Raw genomic sequence first — 16,014 nt, forward strand, 5'->3', positions numbered from 1 at the left:
TGATGTGAAGGCAACGATGAGCAACGCATACAGCAAGGACCTGGAGCGATGGCTGCCCCGGCTCATCTCCGTGTGGCGCGCGTCCCGAGGCCGGGGGGACGGGCCGGAAGGCCGCCTCACGCCACAGGAGGTCAAGGAGGTGGGCGCGGGCGTGAAGCAGCTGTCCCACGGCCTCACCCGCGAGCGCCAGCTGGCCGGCGCCCGGTACATGGACGACCCGCGCCTGTTGGGCGCCTACCTCCTCTTCTACTGGCCGGTGTCCTACGCCCAGGCGCGCCAGGTGCTGGGCGAGCTGCCGAACCGCCCCCGGCAGGTGCTGGACCTGGGCAGTGGCCCGGGCCCCGTGGCCTTCGCGGCCATGGACGCGGGCGCCAGCGAGGTGACGGCCGCGGACCGCAGCAAGCCGGCGCTGAACCTGGCGCGCGAGCTGGCCACGGAGGCCGGCGAGGCCATGGCCACGCGCGAGTGGGATCCGCTGAAGAAGAACGCCACGCTGCCGGAGGGCCAGTTCGATCTCATCACGATGGGGCACGTGGTGAATGAGCTGTACGGCGCGACGGACGAAGCGCTGAAGCCGCGCGCGGCGCTCTTGGAGTCGGTGCTCGCGAAGGTGAAGAAGGGCGGCAGCCTGCTGGTGATGGAGCCCGCGCTGCGCGAGACGAGCCGCAACCTGCTCAAGGTGCGCGACCTGATGGTGGAGCGCGGCTACGCCATCCGCGCGCCGTGCCTGTATCGCGGCGCGTGCCCCGCGCTGGTGAAGGAGACGGACTGGTGCCACGCCGAGCGCCCGTGGCCCATGCCCCGCGTGGTGGAGGAGCTGGCGCGCGCGGCGGGCTTCCACAAGGAGTCGCTCAAGATGAGCTACCTGCTGCTGGCGCCCAAGGGCGAGCCGTGGCCGGAGCCGCCGCCGGGCCGCCTGTTCCGCATCGTCAGCGAGTCGCTGGAGGGCAAGGGCCGCCAGCGCTACATCGGCTGCGGGCAGGAGGGGCGCGTGGGCCTGGCGATGCAGGAGCGGCACCGCTCGGAGAAGAACGAGAAGTTCTTCCACCTCCAGCGCGGCGACGTCATCGAGGCGACGGACCTGGAGACGAAGGGCGACGGCTTCGCGCTCGGGGAGAACGCCGAGGTGCGCATGGTGGCCCAGGCCGGACGCGGCGTGCCTCCCGCGCCCAAGCCGCCGGAACCCCCGAAGCCCTGAGCGGAAGACGACCCGGGCACGGCGGCCGCTCCTGCGTGAAATTTTCCAGGAGCGCGATGGCGGCGCGCAGCAGCGCGGCACCACCGTCGAAGGAGGACCGTGGCGACGCGTTCTCGGGCTGACGTGGTATTTCTGAACGGCTCGCCCCGCCGGCGCCGTCTGTTGTTAGGTTGCGCGGCACCTCATTCCCCAGGAAGGAACCCCGTGCCCGCACCCACGCCGCCGCGCACGCTCTATCCCCCCATCGAGCCCTACCGCACCGGCCAGCTGAAGGTCACCGGGGGTCACTCGCTGTACTTCGAGGAGAGCGGCAACCCGAAGGGCAAGCCCGCGGTGTTCGTGCACGGCGGCCCCGGCGGCGGCACCGACCCGAAGCAGCGCCGCTTCTTCGACCCCAGCGTGTACCGCATCATCCTCTTCGATCAGCGAGGCTGTGGCCGCAGCACGCCGCACGCCAGCCTGGAGGAGAACACCACCTGGGACCTGGTGGCGGACATGGAGCGGCTGCGCGAGCACCTGGGCCTGGAGCGCTGGATGCTCTTCGGCGGCTCGTGGGGCAGCACCCTGTCGCTCGCGTACGCGGAGGCCCACCCGGAGCGCGTCACGGAGCTGGTGCTGCGCGGCATCTTCCTCTTGCGCAAGCAGGAGATCGACTGGTTCTACCAGCGCGGCGCGGGCGCGATGTTCCCGGACGCGTGGGAGCAATTCCTCGCGCCCATCCCCGAGGACGAGCGCGGAGACCTGCTCCAGGCCTACGCGAAGCGGCTGATGGGCGACGACAAGCATTCGCAGCAGGAGGCCGCGAAGGCGTGGAGCGTGTGGGAGGGCCGCACCAGCTGCCTGTACCCCAACGCGGAGCTCATCGCGCGCAACGCGGGCGACGACTTCGCCATCGCCTTCGCGCGCATCGAGTGCCACTACTTCCTCAACCGGGGCTTCCTGCGCACGGACACCCAGCTGCTGGACGACGTGCACCGCATCCGCCACATCCCCGCAGTCATCGTGCAGGGCCGCTATGACGTCGTGTGCCCGCCGGAGAGCGCGTGGGCCCTGCACCGCGCGTGGCCGGAGGCCCAGTTCGTGATGGTGCCGGACGCGGGCCACTCCGCCAACGAGCCCGGCAACACCTCCGCCCTCATCGAGGCCACGGACCGCTTCCGCGGCCTCTAGGGTCCGCCCTTCAGCCGCGAGGGGTCAGCGACTTCGCCAGCTCCTCGTAGAGGTGGATGGCGGAGCGGATGGCCTTCTCCCAGTCGCCCAGGTGCAGGCTCTCGTTCTCCGAGTGGGCGTACGTGTACGGGTCCTCCACGCCGATGAGCAGCGCGGGCACGCCGCCCAGCTCCTTCGCGAACGGCTCCACGAACGGGATGGAGCCACCGCACCCGATGGTGACCGGCTTCTTCGCGTAGCCCTTCTCCAGCGCGCGGAACGCCGCCTGGAACGCCGGGTGCGACGAGTCCGTGTACCACCAGCCGGACGACTGGTCCTCGCGGATCTCCAGCTCCAGGCCCCACGGGCACACCTTCTTCAGGTGCGCCACCAGCCGGCGCTGCACGTCCTCCGGATCCATGTCCGGCACCACGCGGATGCCCACGCGCGCCCACGCGGACTCCACGACGATGTTGCGCGCGTCCTTGCGGCTGCTGGCCTGGATGGCGTTGATGGCCAGGCTCGGCTGGCGCCAGTTCGTCTCCCAGGGGTGCCGCCCGCCGCCCAACAGCTGCACGCCCTCGCGCAGGCCCACCTGCTCGCGGAAGGTCGCGTCGTCACCGGGCAGCGCCTGGATGCTCTGGCGCTCCGCGTCCGTCAGCGGCTTCACCTGCTCCATCACGCCTTCAATCGCGATGGAGCCATCCGCGTGCGTCAGCGACGCCAGCATCCGGCACAGCGCCATCGCCGGATCCGGAATGGGCCCACCCCACATGCCGGAGTGCACCGCCTGGTGCAGCCCCCGCACCTCCACGTCCACCGTCACCAGCCCGCGCAGCGCCGTGGTGATGGACGGCAGGCCCGTGTCGAAGTTCGTCGTGTCCGTCAACACGATGGCGTCCGCCGCCACCAGCTTCGCGTGCTTCTGGAGAAATGCACCCAGGTGGTCACTGCCTGCCTCCTCCTCGCCCTCGATGATGACCTTCACATTGAGTGGGAGTTGGCCGGTGCTCTTGAGCCACGCGTCCACGGCGGAGGTGTGCACGACGATGCCCGCCTTGTCGTCCGCCGCGCCGCGTCCGTACAGGCGGCCGTCGCGCTCCTCGGGCTCGAAGGGCGGGCTCTTCCAGGCCGCTTCGTCTCCCGCGGGCTGCACGTCGTGGTGCGCGTAGAGGAGGAGCGTGGGGCGGCCCGGCGCCTTGAGCACCTCGCCATAGACATACGGGTGCGCACCCTCGATTTCGAGCAGCTGAACGTTTTCAAAACCACGGTCCTTCAACAGGGCCGCGGTGGCCTCCGCGCTCTTGCGCACGAGGGCGGCGTCGAACCCGGGAAAGGACACACTGGGTATGCGTACGAGGGCCTTGAGGTCCTCCAGGTACGCGGCCTTGTGGGACTCGAAATGGGACAGCGCGGGAAGGGTGGACATGCCCACCCCTTAACCCAAAAGCCGAGCAGGCACGTGGGATGCGCGCGCCCAAACGTCGCGCGTCTTATGTATCCTGCCGCCCATGCCTGGACTACCTACCCTGCTGTTGGTGGATGACGACAGCTTCGTGCGTCGCATCCTCAAGGACGTCATCGCGGACACGGGGATCGACCTGCGGCTGCTGGAGGCGGCGGACGGGGAGGAAGGGCTGGCGCTGGCGGAGAAGGAGCAGCCGGCGGTGATGTTCCTGGACCTCTTCATGCCGAAGAAGAGCGGGCTGGAGGTGCTGGGCGCCATCAAGAGTGTTTCACCGGAGACGCGCGTCCTGGTCATCAGCAGCATGGACGCGGAGCCGGTGGTGGAGCAGGCCATTGCCGCGGGGGCGATGGGCTTCGTGGGCAAGCCCTTCCATCCCCTGGAGATTGCCGCCGCCGTACGCCAGGCGCTCGCGTCCTGATTCCACCGAGGTCCCCGTGTCGTCATCCGTTGCCGGTTACTGGGTGGGAGATTCGCTCGGCCGCGTGCTGGGCCCCCTGCAACTGCAAGCCTTCCGCGACCTCATCGCCTCGGGTCGCCTGAAGACGGCCGTGCGCGCGTCGCGCGACGGCACGAACTGGGTCGCGCTCCAGGAGCTCCCGGAGGTGCGCGACCTGTTCACCACCGCGGCGCCCACGTCCTCCCTCGAGAACCAGCAGGCCGAGCGCCTGCGCAACCAGCTGCGCGGCCTGCTGCACCTGCCGCCGCACGAGGTGTTCGGGCTCAAGCCGCAGGCGTCGCTTGATGAGTTCCGGCTCGCCTTCTTCCGCATGGCGAAGCGCTTCTCACCGGAGCACCTGTCGCCGGATCTGCACCCGGAGCTGCGCAAGGTCTCCGTGGAGATCTTCGACTTCCTCTCGCGGCGGATCCGCGAGGCGGAGACGCTCTTCCTCCAGGGCGCGATGCATCCGCCCGCGCCCCCGCCGCCCCGGTTGGACCTGAGCGGCGCGCTGCCCTCCGCGCCGCTGCCGCTGAGCGGAACCGCGGTGCCCGCGCGTCCGCCGCCGGTGATGACGCCGCAGGCCGCCGCGATTCCGCCGACGCCTGTTCCGGGTTCGCTGACGCGTCCGGTGGCCGCCTCCATCCCGCCGACGCCTGTTCCCGGCAGCATGACGAGGCCGGCGGCTGCCTCCATTCCGCCGACGCCTGTTCCCGGCAGCATGACGAGGCCGGCGGCTGCCTCCATTCCGCCGACGCCCGCTCCGGGCAGCATGACGCGTCCGGTGGCTGCCTCCATCCCGCCGACGCCTGTTCCCGGCAGCATGACGAGGCCGGCGGCTGCCTCCATCCCGCCGACGCCCGCTCCGGGCAGCATGACGCGTCCGGTGGTTCCGCCCGCGCCGCCCCGGCCTCCGCCGGTGATGACGCCCTCGACGCGTCCGGTGACGCCTCCTCCGCCCGCGCCGGCTCCCGCGCCGCCGCCGCCCTCTCCCGTCCGGCGCCCCATGGCCGCCCCCACGCCCTCGTATTCGAGCGCCGAGTTCGTGGGCCTGGAGCGCCGGTCGGACGACCGGCTCCACGCGGACGTGAAGGTGTCGATGAAGAACACGGGCATCTTCACCGACCACCGCATCATCAACCTGTCGTCGGGCGGCCTGTTCATCGGCACGGACCGGCCGCTGCGGTTGGGGACGCAGGTGGAGCTGACCTTGCGCTTCGATGATCCGGAGCGCGTGATGACCCTGCGCAGCTCCGTCATCTGGGAGAACTCCCTGGACGACGGCAAGAACCCCCGCGGCTACGGGTTGCGCCTGAGCGCGCTGCGCGCGGAGGAACGGGACTTCATCCAGCAGTACGTCCGCCGCACCAAGAAGCCCTGACAGGTTCCCGGGCGGGCGATTCCGCTCGGGACTAGAGCAACTGGCCCAGGAAGACCGCGCTCATCGCCACGAAGGCGACCCACACGGCCATGACGGACTTCAACTCCAGGTCCCGGCGGTCCAACTCGTTCGCGAAGTTCATGGTGTTTCCTCCAGTGCTCAACGCCTTCATCCCTTCCTACGGCGCACCCGCGCGGCGATTGCCTCCAGGCCGCCGTTCCCCTGGAACGCGAGGGCGGCGATGAGCGTCTCCGGCCCTCCCGGCACGCTGGATGGCCTGCTGCCCGCGCTGCCGGTGCCGCTGTTCGTGATTCGCGGCGACCGGCTGGTGTTCACCAACACCGCGCTGCGCACGCTGCTGGGCCTGCGAGAGGACGAGCTGCCGTCGCTGCTGGAGCTCGCCGCGCGCTTCGGGCCGGAGGAGCGCTCCTGGGTGGAGCCCCTGTGCGAAGCGCTGATGCGCGGCGAGCAGCCCACGCCGGTGCGGCCCGCCTGGGTGCGCGTGCGCGGCGCGGACGGACGCCAGCACGTGCTGTCGCCTGTCACCGCGCCGGGCCGCGTGCCGGAGGAGCAGCTCGTGCTGCTGCTGGACGCGGAGGGCGGGGACGCGGTGCGCACGCTGTCCACCATGCTGGTGGCCACCGCGGCGGAGCTCCTGCGCTGCCGCGACGAGGGCACGGTGCTGGAGCTGGCGGTGGAGTCCCTGCACCGGCAGGGCTTCTACGTCTCCGTGATGCTGCTGGAGGGGGACTTCCTGCGCCACGGGCCCATGCGCCAGGAGGCGGAGAGCCTGGCGGCGGCGTCGCGGCTGTACGGGCAGGACGTGCACGCGGTGCGCTTCCCCCGCTCGGGGATGCCGCACCTGGAAGAGGTGCTCACGAGCCGCCGGGCGGTGTTCCATCCGGACGCGTTCAGCATGGCGCGGCGGCTGCACTCGCCGGAGGTGGCGGACACCATCCAGCGCATCTACCCGCCGGGCTCACGCGCGCTGGACGCGCCCATCTTCGTGGGGGACGAGCCCTTCGGCGTGCTGGCGGTGCAGTCCACCACGCTGACGCCCGCGAACGCGGGAGCGCTGGAGCTGTTCGCGCAGTTGATTGGCGGCGCGCTGGAGAACGTGCGGCACCACCGCGCGGCGGAGGCGCGGCTCGCGGAGGTGTCCCGCCTGCAGAACGAGCTCATCGCCAGCGAGCGGCTGACGGCGCTGGGCGAGGCGGCGGGCGTGGTGGCCCATGAGGTCCGCAACCCCCTGGGCGCCATCCTCAACACGGTAGCGGTGCTCAAGCGTGAACCCCGCCTGGGGCCCGCAGGCGCCTCCGCGGTGGAGATGCTGGAGGAGGAGGCCATCCGGCTGGAGGACATCGTGCGCGACCTGCTGGACGCGGTGCGCCCGCTGGAGCCCCGGCCGCGCCCCGTGTCGCTGGGCGAGCTGGTGCACCGCGCGCTCGCGCAGCTGCTCCATGGCCGGGAGGAGCTGCCCAAGCCGCGCGTGGCGTTCGACGAGGCGCCGGACGTGCCGGAGCTGTCCGGCGACGAGACGCTGTTGCAGCTGGCCGTCACGCACCTGATGCGCAACGCCATCCAGGCCTCGCCGAGCGGAGGCACGGTGCGCGTGGAGGTGCGCCGCGTGCCGGACGGTGTCTCGCTGAGCGTGGAGGACGAGGGCCCGGGCATCGCCGGGTTGGATCCGCAGCGCGTCTTCGAGCCCTTCTTCCTCACCCGGGCCAACGGCCGCGGCCTGGGCCTGGCCATCGTACGGCGCGTGGTGCTCGCGCACGGAGGCAGGGTGCGCGCGGGCGCGCGTCCCGAGGGCGGCGCGCGCTTCGAGCTGGTGCTCCCGCTCTAGCTCAAGCGCCCGCTAGCAACAGCAGACAGCGCAGCCCGCCGTTCTTCACCGGGAGCTGCCGCGCGCCCTTCAGGCCCAGCGTCGCCACCAGCTTCGGCTCCTCGGGGACGATGAGCGCCTTGCGCCAGTCGCGGAACGCGCCGTTCAACGTCGCGCCCAACGCGCGGTAGAGGTCCGGCAGGTCCTCCGCTTCGCCCACGCGCTTGCCATAGGGCGGGTTGGCCACCACCAGCCCGGGGGCGTCCGGCGGGGCCTTCAGCGTGCGCAGGTCATGCCGCTCCAGCGTGAGCGTCACGCCCGCGCGTCTGGCATTGCGCCGCGCCGTGCCCAGCGCCCCCGCGTTGAGGTCGTATCCGCGCATGGGCGCGCGAGGCTCCGGCAGCCCCTCGGCTTCCGCTGCCGCGCGGCGGTGCGCCCAGGCGGCCTTGTCGAAGGACGGGAAGGACTGGAACGCGAACGTGCGCAGCAGGCCCGGTGCGCGGCGCTGGGACAGCCAGGCGCCCTCCACCAGGAACGTGCCCGAGCCGCACATCGGGTCCACCAGCGGCACGTCCCCCGCGTAGCCCGCGAGCCGGAGGATGCCCGCGGCCAGCGTCTCGCGCAGGGGCGCGCGCCCCACCTCCTGCCGGTAGCCGCGCTGGTACAGGGGGGAACCGGACGTGTCCACGCTCACCGTCCAGCGCTCTCCTTCGCCGCGCACCAGCAGCGTGAGCTCCGGCCCCCCGCCCTCTTCGTCCAGGTGTCCCGCGACCGTCACCTCGCACGGGTCCCAGGCCACGGCCGCGGACTCCAGCACCACGGCCGGCCCCGGGGCCACGGAGCGGTGCAGCGTCACCGACAGCCGCAGCGGCACCTTGCCGTCCCAGACGCCCGCCATGGGCAGCGCTCGCAGCCCCTGCACCAGCGCGTCCGCGGTGGGCGCCACGAACGTGCCCAGGCGCAGGAGCACGCGGCTCGCGGTGCGCAGGTGCAGGTTCGCCGTCTGGTGCAGGCCCGCCGGGCCCTCGCACTCGATGCCGCCCTCCGCGCGCCGGAAGGACAGCCCCCGCTCGCGCGCCTCCGACTCCAGCGCGGGCTCCAGGCCCGGCAGCGTGGACACGTAGAGGGTTTCGCCCGTCCGGGCCCGAGCGTCCGTCACGCCGACCGCGTCCGCGCGGAGGGACCCGCGTCCATGGCGGCCTGCTCCAGCGCGCGCTCCATCTGGTTCAGGTCATACGGCTTGGGCAGCAGCACCACACGCTCCAGCGCCTGGCCGTCCTCCGCCGCCACCGCGCGCGAGTCTCCGGAGGCAATGATGATTCGCAGTGCTGGATACCGTTGCACGGCCTCGCGCGCCAGCACCACGCCGGACTTGCCCGGCAGCGTCACGTCCGTGAAGAGCAGGTCGAAGGCCCCCTTCGCCAGCGCCTCGCTCGCCGCCTCCGCGCTCTCCACCGCGAGCACGGTGTGCCCCAGGTCCGTCATCAGCTCGGACGCGGACTCGCGGATGTCCGCGTCGTCCTCCACCAGGAGGATGCGCAGCGCGCCCTTCGACGGCGCCTCGGCGGGCGTGGGCGCGCGGTACGGCTTCGCCGCCAGCCGCGGCTCGCGTCCGCGCAGGAGCGCGCGGATCTTCCGCGCCAGGTCCTCGCGCCGGTACGGCTTGGACAAGAGGCTCACGCCGGGGTCCAACCGGCCGCCGTGCACGATGGCGTTCTCCGTGTAGCCGGACGTGAAGAGCACCTCGAGGTCCGGCAGGTGCGCCTTCGCCTGCCGCGCCAGCTCCGGGCTGCGCACCGGCCCCGGCATCACCACGTCCGTGAAGAGCAGGTCCACCGGCAGGCCGCTCTGGATGACCGCGAGCGCGCTCTGGCCGTCGTGCGCCTTGAGCACGCGGTAGCCCAGCTCCGTGAGCACCTCCACCACCGTGGCGCGCACCGCGGCGTCGTCCTCCACCACGAGGATGGTCTCCGTGCCGCCCTCCACCTGCCCCGGTCCCGTCTCCGCCGGCTGCACCGCCGCCTGGAAGGTGCGCGGCAGGTAGATCTTGATGGACGTGCCGTGGCCCAGCTCGCTGTAGATTTTGACGTGGCCGCCGGACTGCTTCACGAAGCCATACACCATGCTCAGCCCCAGGCCCGTGCCGCGCCCCTCCGGCTTCGTGGTGAAGAACGGCTCGAACGCGCGCTGCATCACCTCCGGCGTCATGCCGGAGCCCGTGTCGGAGATGGCCAGGAGCACGTACTGCCCCGCCGTCACCTCCGGGTGCAGCATCGCGTAGTGGTCATCCAGCATCGCGTTGCCCGCTTCGATGGTCAGCTTGCCCCGGCCGTCCATGGCGTCGCGCGCGTTGATGGCCAGGTTGAGGATGACGTTCTCCAGCTGGTTGCGGTCCACGGACGTGTTCCACAGCCCGCCCGCGATGACCGTCTCCACCTCCACGTCCTCGCCCAGGGCGCGGCGCAGCAGGTCGTCCATGTCGCGCACCAGCCGGCCCAGGTTGAGCGCCGTGGGCGCCAGGGGCTGCCTGCGCGCGAACGCGAGCAACTGCGACGCCAGCCGCGCCCCGCGCTCCACCGCGCCCAGCGCCGTCTCCAGGCGCCGCTGCGCGCGCAAGTCACCCACCGTGTCGCGCTGGAGCAGCTGGAGATTCCCGCTCACCACCTGGAGCAGGTTGTTGAAGTCATGCGCCACGCCGCCGGTGAGCTTGCCCACCGCCTCCATCTTCTGCGCCTGGAGCAGCGCGGCCTCCGCCTGCCGGCGCTCCGCCTCGCTCTCCTCCAGCGCCCGCGTGCGCTCGCGCACCAGCTCCTCCAGGTGGTCGCGGTGGCGCGCGAGCTCGTCCTCCGCCCGCTTCTGCGCCGTCATGTCGTGGCCCTGGACGAAGATGCCGCTGACGCTGCCGTCCGCCTCGATGACGGGCTGGTAGACGAAGTCCAGGAAGGCCTCCACCAGCGGCCCCCCGGGCTCGCGCTGCAGGTGCAGCCCCATGTTGTGCCCGACGAAGGGCTCGCCCGTCGTGAACACCCGGTCCAAGAGCTCGAAGAAGCCCTGCCCGGCCACCTCCGGCAGGGCCTCCCGCACCGTCTTGCCCAGCAGGTCCCGGTGCCCCACGAGCTGGAGGTAGGAGCGGTTGGCCAGCTCGAACACGTGCTCGGGCCCCCTCAGCGAACACATGAAGCCCGGCGCCTGTTCGAACAGGCGCCGCAGGTGCCGGCGCTCGTCGTCCAGCACCCGGTTGGCCTCCTGCACCGCCTGCGCGCGCGCGAGCACCCCGCCCATCAGCTGCGTCCGGGGCCCCGCGTCCTGTGGCACCTCCGCGTCACGCACGGCCTGCTTGAGCTGATGAAGCTCCGTCACGTCCATCGTGTGCTGGAGGATGAAGGCCACCTCGCCCCGGCCATCCAGGAGGGGCGTGTGCGTGGCGCTCCAGTAGCGCTCCTCCACCACCACGCCGGACGCCGTCTCGCGGGGCACCCGGTAGGGGATGAGCGCCAGCGTGTCCAGCCGCCGCTCCGTCAGCACGCGGGAGAACGAGTCGCGCAGCATCCGGGAGCTGGCGTTGTTCGGGTCGTCCGGGTCGTGCGGGAAGGCCTCGAAGATGGTGCGCCCGACCAGCTGCTCCAGCCGGCTGGCGGTCACCCGCAGGTAGGCCGTGTTCGCCGTGACGTACCGGAGCTCCCGGTCCACCAGCATGTAGGGATTGGGCGACAGCTCGAAGAGCTTCTGGAAGTCGAAGGGTGCCTGCATCCATTCACGGGGAGGTCCAGCAACCTCCCCTCCTTTCCTTTGGGCCGCCGCGAACGCGGAAAGGGGTTCCCGTCCAGTGTACGGACATCCCCCTCCATCGCACCCGCCAAAAGGCCCGGGGCCGCCGTCTTCACGAACGCCAGGCCTCCCCGGGGGCAACCTTCTGGGCACCACTCAACACAAGCCTTTCACTGCCACCCCTTGGGCCTGCCACGTCCGCCCTGGCTGTAAGACTGAGCGGGTCTTTCCGACCTCTGAATTCCTGTGATATGAGATTATTACCGCCAAGGCGGTGCAGTCCCACATGACCGGGGTGTGCGGCAGGGGGTCGCCTTGGACGGGGGAGGAAACGACCTCCCGGCCCTCCGCCAGAGCACTCGCGCCCGGCAGGAGGTCTGTCCCCAGATGCTCGCCGTTCCAGAACCGTTGTCGCTGGATGACTCGGAAGCGGTCACCTCCCGTGCGTTCGACCGTCGCGCCTTGACGGCGTCGGTGAGGGAGCTGTCGGTGGTGACCAACGCGCGCGGCCTGTGGGCGGTGACGCGCCAATGGCTCATCATCGCGCTGTCGGTGGCGTTCGTGGTGCAGGTGGACCGGTGGTGGGCGTGGGTGCTGGCCGCGGTGGTCATCTCCTCGCGGCAGCACGCGCTCTTGAGCCTGGTGCACGAAGCCTCGCACTACCACCTGCTCACGAACCGCAAGGCCAGCGACGTCCTGTCGGACCTGCTGTGCGCGTTCCCCATGAACATCACCACGGAGGGCTACCGCAAGGAGCACGCGGAACATCACCGCTACGTCAACACGGAGAAGGACCCGTACTGGCGCACGGCGCAGCGCGACCACGCGTGGATGTTCCCGCGCACGCGAGGGGGCATGGCGCTGGTGCTGCTGGGAGACCTGGTGGGCTTCTTCACCCCGTCCCACGTGCGCATCATGATTCCCTGGTCCTATACGGGCCGCGCGCTGGGCAAGGGCGGCTCGAAGCCGTCCCGCGCGGAGCACCTCCGCTACGCGCTGTGGCTGACCGGCTTCATCACCTTCCTCACGCTCACGGGCGGTTGGCTCCACTACCTGCTGCTGTGGTCCCTCCCGTCGCTGACGCTGATGATGATGGCCTTCCGCATCCGCGCGGTGGTGGAGCACCCCTTCACCCCCGCCACCCCGGATGAGACGCACGAGACGCGGGACGTGGAGGCGGCCACCTGGTTCGAGCGCTTCTTCATCGCGCCCTTCAACGCCAGCTACCACCTGTCCCATCACCTCTTCCCGTCCGTGCCCTACTACCACCTGCCCGCGCTGCACGAGCGGCTCAAGCAGACGGAGCTCTACCGCCCCGGGGAGAACCACTTCCAGACGTACCTGGGCGGGGAGCAGAGCGCGTGGAACTTCCTCACGTCGTTGGGCCGGAATAAAGGCCGTGATACATTGCCTGTGAATGATTGAAGCTGGATGCATCCCGGCCTGACTGGCTTTCCCCTGGAGGCGCCCCCGTGGCGCCTCCAGGCGTGGGAAGCGCCCGCCCGTCTCAGTCATCACCAGGCATATTTCGCTCTGAAGCCAGACGCTCGCCACCCCGCTGATACAGCGGCCTGGCGTCCTCGCAACGTGCCGAAATAGCCCACCCCGTGGCTTGAACACAGACGAAGTTTCGCGGTGTTTCTCTGCCTGCGATTCGCCAGGTCCCCCCTCCCCCGCCCGCCAATTCCGGCGCGGCGACAGGGCGACCGGGGGACCCCTGCCACGCGCCGCGGGCAGGGGGATGCGGTTCTCCCGGCCCGCCCTTTTCACCTGGCCGCAGGAGAGAACTTGAGAAGGCAGCTCATTGGGTTCCTCGTGGCGTTGGGCGCCATGCACACCGGCTGCGGTGGCGCGCCGGACTTCACGTCCACCGCGGGTGACGACGACTCGCTGGGGATGTCCGGAGACGCGCTCGCGAGCGCGACCACGATGTTCGACGACGCGCTCGGCTCGGGCTGGCAGGACTGGTCCTGGGCGACGCACAGCCTCAGCGCGACGCGGCCCGTGTACGCGGGCACCCGCTCCATCTCCGCGACGTTCGGCCCCTGGACGGGCCTGTACTTCCACCACGCGGGCGTGCCCACCACGGGCCAGGGCTTCGTGGAGTTGCAGGTGAACCCCGGCGCGACGGCCAACCCCGCCATCGCGCTCTACGCGAGCGTGGGCGGCGTGGCGAAGCCGCCCGTGGCGCTCAACCCCACCTGCGCGGGCGGCACCCTCAGGGCCAACGCGTGGACGCTGTGCCGCATGCCGCTGTCCACGCTGGGCGCGGCGAACACCACCCTGGATGGCCTGGTGGTGATGGAGAACGCGGGCCGCAGGCTGGCCACGGTGTACTTCGACAACGTGCGCCTGGCGGCGAGCACCACCGCCCCTTCCGCGCCCGCCGCCCTGCAGGCCACGGGCTCCACCACGGACGTGGCCCTCTCCTGGGGCACGGTGACGGGCGCCACGGGCTACCACGCGTATCGCGCCACGTCGCGGACGGGCACGTACACGCGGCTCACCTCCACGGCGCTCACCGCCGCGTCCTACAGGGACACCAGCGCCGTCGCGGGCACGACGTACTGGTACGCCGTCACCGCGCTGAACACGGCCGGTGAGAGCGCGAAGTCCACGGCGGTGTCCGGCATGCGGACCTCCCCCACGGGCGTGAGCGTCAGCGTCACCCCCACCACCGCGACGCTGTCCCTGGGCGGCATGCAGACCTTCACCGCGACGGTGACGGGCAGCACCCAGACGGCCGTGACGTGGAGCGTCCTGGAAGGCGCCGCGGGCGGCACCGTCACCTCCAGCGGCACGTACACCGCGCCCCGGACGGCGGGCACGTACCACGTCGTGGCCACGAGCAACGCGGACACGACGAAGAAGGCCACGGCGGACGTGGTGGTGACGGGCCCGGTGGGCAACACCAACAAGTGGGTGTCCGGCTACTACACGGGCTGGAACGCGGATGACTACCCGCCGGAGAAGGTGGACTTCAGCGCGCTCACGCACATCATGGTGGGCCGCGTGACGCCGAACACGGACGGCACGGTGGACGCCATCTTCGATAACTCGAACGGCTCCGCCATCGCGAAGACGCTCTCCACCCGCGCGCACGCGGCGGGGCGCAAGGCCATCATCATGGTGGGCGGCGCGGGCGAGCACGCCAACTGGGTGGGCGCGGCCTCCTCCGCGAACCGGGAGAGGTTCGTCCAGAACCTGCTCAAGACGATGGACGACCACGGCTACGACGGGCTCGACATCGACTGGGAGCCGGTGGAGGAGGTGGACAAGCCGAACCTGCTCGCGCTGGTGCAGCGGCTGCGTCAGGCGCGCCCCAACATGCTGCTGACGTTCCCCATTGGCTGGATCAACAACAACTTCGCCTCGGACGCGTCGCTCAGGTGGTACCCGCAGCTGGCCCAGTACCTGGACCAGGTGAACGTCATGTCCTACGAGATGATTGGCGTCTGGGACGGCTGGGATTCGTGGTTCACGTCCGCGCTCACGGGCGAGTCCGGCACCCACCCGACGTCCGTGGAGTCCAGCCTCAAGGCCTGGGTGGCCGCGGGCATCCCCAAGGAGAAGCTGGGCATGGGCATCCCGTTCTACGGCCTCGCGTGGCGGCACATCACCGGCCCGCGCCAGCCCTTCACCAACTGGTCCGACTACGTGGGCGGCGACAACTCCTTCACGTACAAGAAGATCCTGGAGCTCTCCAAGACGGGCAGGCTCCAGTGGGACGCGGCGGCGCAGGCCAACTACGTCACGTTCGACACGCCGGTGGAGGACGGGACGGTGCGCTGGATTACGTATGACGGTCCGGAGGCCATCCAGGCCAAGGGCCAGTACGCCAAGGCGAACGGCTACGGCGGCACCATCATCTGGACCATCAACCAGGGCTGCATCGACCGCGCGACGGGCGACAACCCGCTGCTCACCGAGGTCAAGAAGGCGTTCCTCCAGTAACCGGGACGGCTTGAAGCCAGACGGCCGCGTGGGCACCCGCCCGCGCGGCCGTTCGCGTTCGCGGCGCTCAAGCGGAGGGCGGCACGGCGGAGGGCGGCGCCGCGGGGGCCACCGGCTCCGGACCGCCGGCGTAGACGCCCTGGTAGGCGGGCGGCAGCAGCGCGGCCACCCGGCGCATCATCGCGTCCACCAGCGCCTGGCGCGCGTCGGAGGAACCGGACACCTCCGGCTCCAGGTCCTCCATGCGGAAGGCGGGCCCGAAGGTCACGGTGACGTCGGCGTGGAAGAGCCGCTCGCCGCCCATGTCGGAGTCGTTGATGGGCATCAGCTTCTCCGTGCCCGTGAGCGCCACCGGGACGATGGGCACGCCCGCGCGCTTGGCGATGAGCCCCACGCCCTTCTTCGCCTGGAGCAGGCCCGCGGAGCGGCTGCGGCCCCCTTCCGGGAAGATGAGGACGGACTGGCCGCCCTTGAGCAGCTCCACGCAGCGGCGCAGCGCTTCGATGTCCGGCGAGTTGGGCGTGATGTCGATGGTGTCCATCGTCTCCGCCGCCAGCCGGGTCATCACGGTGCCGTGCAGCTTCACGCCGGCCAGGAAGACGACGCGCCGGGGACGCAGCGCCCGGTAGAGCGTGAAGCCGTCCGCGTTGGACAGGTGGTTGCAGATGAAGAGGCAGGGGCCGTCCGGCAGGTCCTTCAGCCCGTACACCTTCGCGTGGGACAGCCGGCCCCACACCCCGTGCATCAGGCCGCGCACGACATGGCGGCGCAGCCCGTAGGGGAGCAGCGACATCAGGGCGAAGAGGAGTCGAAGCACGGGCCGGCCCACATCCTT

General features: G+C 71.0%; 11 protein-coding genes. 7 read left to right on the forward strand and 4 right to left on the reverse strand.

The window, feature by feature from the left end; all coding sequences use genetic code 11:
- Nucleotides 1-16: 16 nt before the first annotated feature.
- Nucleotides 17-1,198 (forward strand): small ribosomal subunit Rsm22 family protein, encoded by a 1,182-nt coding sequence (locus tag D7W82_RS06215; protein ID WP_120617445.1) that lies wholly within the window; start codon nucleotides 17-19, stop codon nucleotides 1,196-1,198.
- Nucleotides 1,199-1,402: 204 nt separating this feature from the next.
- Complete coding sequence (pip, locus tag D7W82_RS06220; RefSeq protein ID WP_120617446.1) at nucleotides 1,403-2,368, forward strand: prolyl aminopeptidase; 966 nt, start codon at nucleotides 1,403-1,405, stop codon at nucleotides 2,366-2,368.
- A 10-nt stretch (nucleotides 2,369-2,378) separates the two neighbouring features.
- Here pip and D7W82_RS06225 read toward each other — a convergent pair whose 3' ends face one another.
- Entirely contained in the window at nucleotides 2,379-3,776 is a 1,398-nt protein-coding gene (locus tag D7W82_RS06225) for a M20/M25/M40 family metallo-hydrolase (protein ID WP_199727691.1), read from the reverse strand.
- Nucleotides 3,777-3,858: 82 nt separating this feature from the next.
- Between D7W82_RS06225 and D7W82_RS06230 the strand changes: the two genes are divergently transcribed.
- The 3 genes from D7W82_RS06230 to D7W82_RS06240 all read left to right on the forward strand — a co-directional run bounded on the left by D7W82_RS06230 (nucleotide 3,859) and on the right by D7W82_RS06240 (nucleotide 7,478).
- Nucleotides 3,859-4,233 (forward strand): response regulator, encoded by a 375-nt coding sequence (locus D7W82_RS06230; protein ID WP_014399331.1) that lies wholly within the window; start codon nucleotides 3,859-3,861, stop codon nucleotides 4,231-4,233.
- Between the two features lie 16 nt (nucleotides 4,234-4,249).
- Nucleotides 4,250-5,632 carry a TIGR02266 family protein gene (locus D7W82_RS42155; protein WP_120617474.1) on the forward strand — a complete coding sequence of 461 codons (1,383 nt, stop codon included), beginning with the start codon at nucleotides 4,250-4,252 and terminating at the stop codon, nucleotides 5,630-5,632.
- 241 nt (nucleotides 5,633-5,873) lie between these two features.
- On the forward strand, nucleotides 5,874-7,478 hold the full coding sequence (locus D7W82_RS06240) for an ATP-binding protein (RefSeq protein ID WP_120617448.1): 1,605 nt from the start codon (nucleotides 5,874-5,876) through the stop codon (nucleotides 7,476-7,478).
- A 1-nt stretch (nucleotide 7,479) separates the two neighbouring features.
- On the opposite strand, the gene D7W82_RS06245 is transcribed toward D7W82_RS06240, so the two are convergent.
- Together D7W82_RS06245 and D7W82_RS06250 are read right to left on the reverse strand one after the other, a co-directional pair.
- On the reverse strand, nucleotides 7,480-8,616 hold the full coding sequence (locus D7W82_RS06245; protein ID WP_120617449.1) for a class I SAM-dependent RNA methyltransferase: 1,137 nt from the start codon (nucleotides 8,614-8,616) through the stop codon (nucleotides 7,480-7,482).
- Entirely contained in the window at nucleotides 8,613-11,207 is a 2,595-nt protein-coding gene (locus tag D7W82_RS06250; protein WP_120617450.1) for a response regulator, read from the reverse strand. The genes D7W82_RS06245 and D7W82_RS06250 overlap by 4 nt, the downstream gene beginning before the upstream one ends.
- 405 nt (nucleotides 11,208-11,612) lie before the next feature.
- Here D7W82_RS06250 and D7W82_RS06255 point away from each other — a divergent pair, with 405 nt between their 5' ends.
- Together D7W82_RS06255 and D7W82_RS06260 are read left to right on the forward strand one after the other, a co-directional pair.
- Nucleotides 11,613-12,650, forward strand: a complete 1,038-nt coding sequence (locus D7W82_RS06255; protein WP_233587335.1) for a fatty acid desaturase family protein — start codon at nucleotides 11,613-11,615, stop codon at nucleotides 12,648-12,650.
- 363 nt (nucleotides 12,651-13,013) lie between these two features.
- Entirely contained in the window at nucleotides 13,014-15,179 is a 2,166-nt protein-coding gene (locus tag D7W82_RS06260) for a glycosyl hydrolase family 18 protein (RefSeq protein ID WP_120617451.1), read from the forward strand.
- 67 nt (nucleotides 15,180-15,246) lie between these two features.
- On the opposite strand, the gene D7W82_RS06265 is transcribed toward D7W82_RS06260, so the two are convergent.
- Nucleotides 15,247-15,996 carry a 1-acyl-sn-glycerol-3-phosphate acyltransferase gene (locus tag D7W82_RS06265; RefSeq protein WP_120617476.1) on the reverse strand — a complete coding sequence of 250 codons (750 nt, stop codon included), beginning with the start codon at nucleotides 15,994-15,996 and terminating at the stop codon, nucleotides 15,247-15,249.
- Nucleotides 15,997-16,014: the final 18 nt, after the last annotated feature.

The organism is Corallococcus sp. CA049B (genome assembly GCF_003611685.1).
Classification (GTDB): Bacteria; Myxococcota; Myxococcia; order Myxococcales; family Myxococcaceae; genus Corallococcus; species Corallococcus coralloides.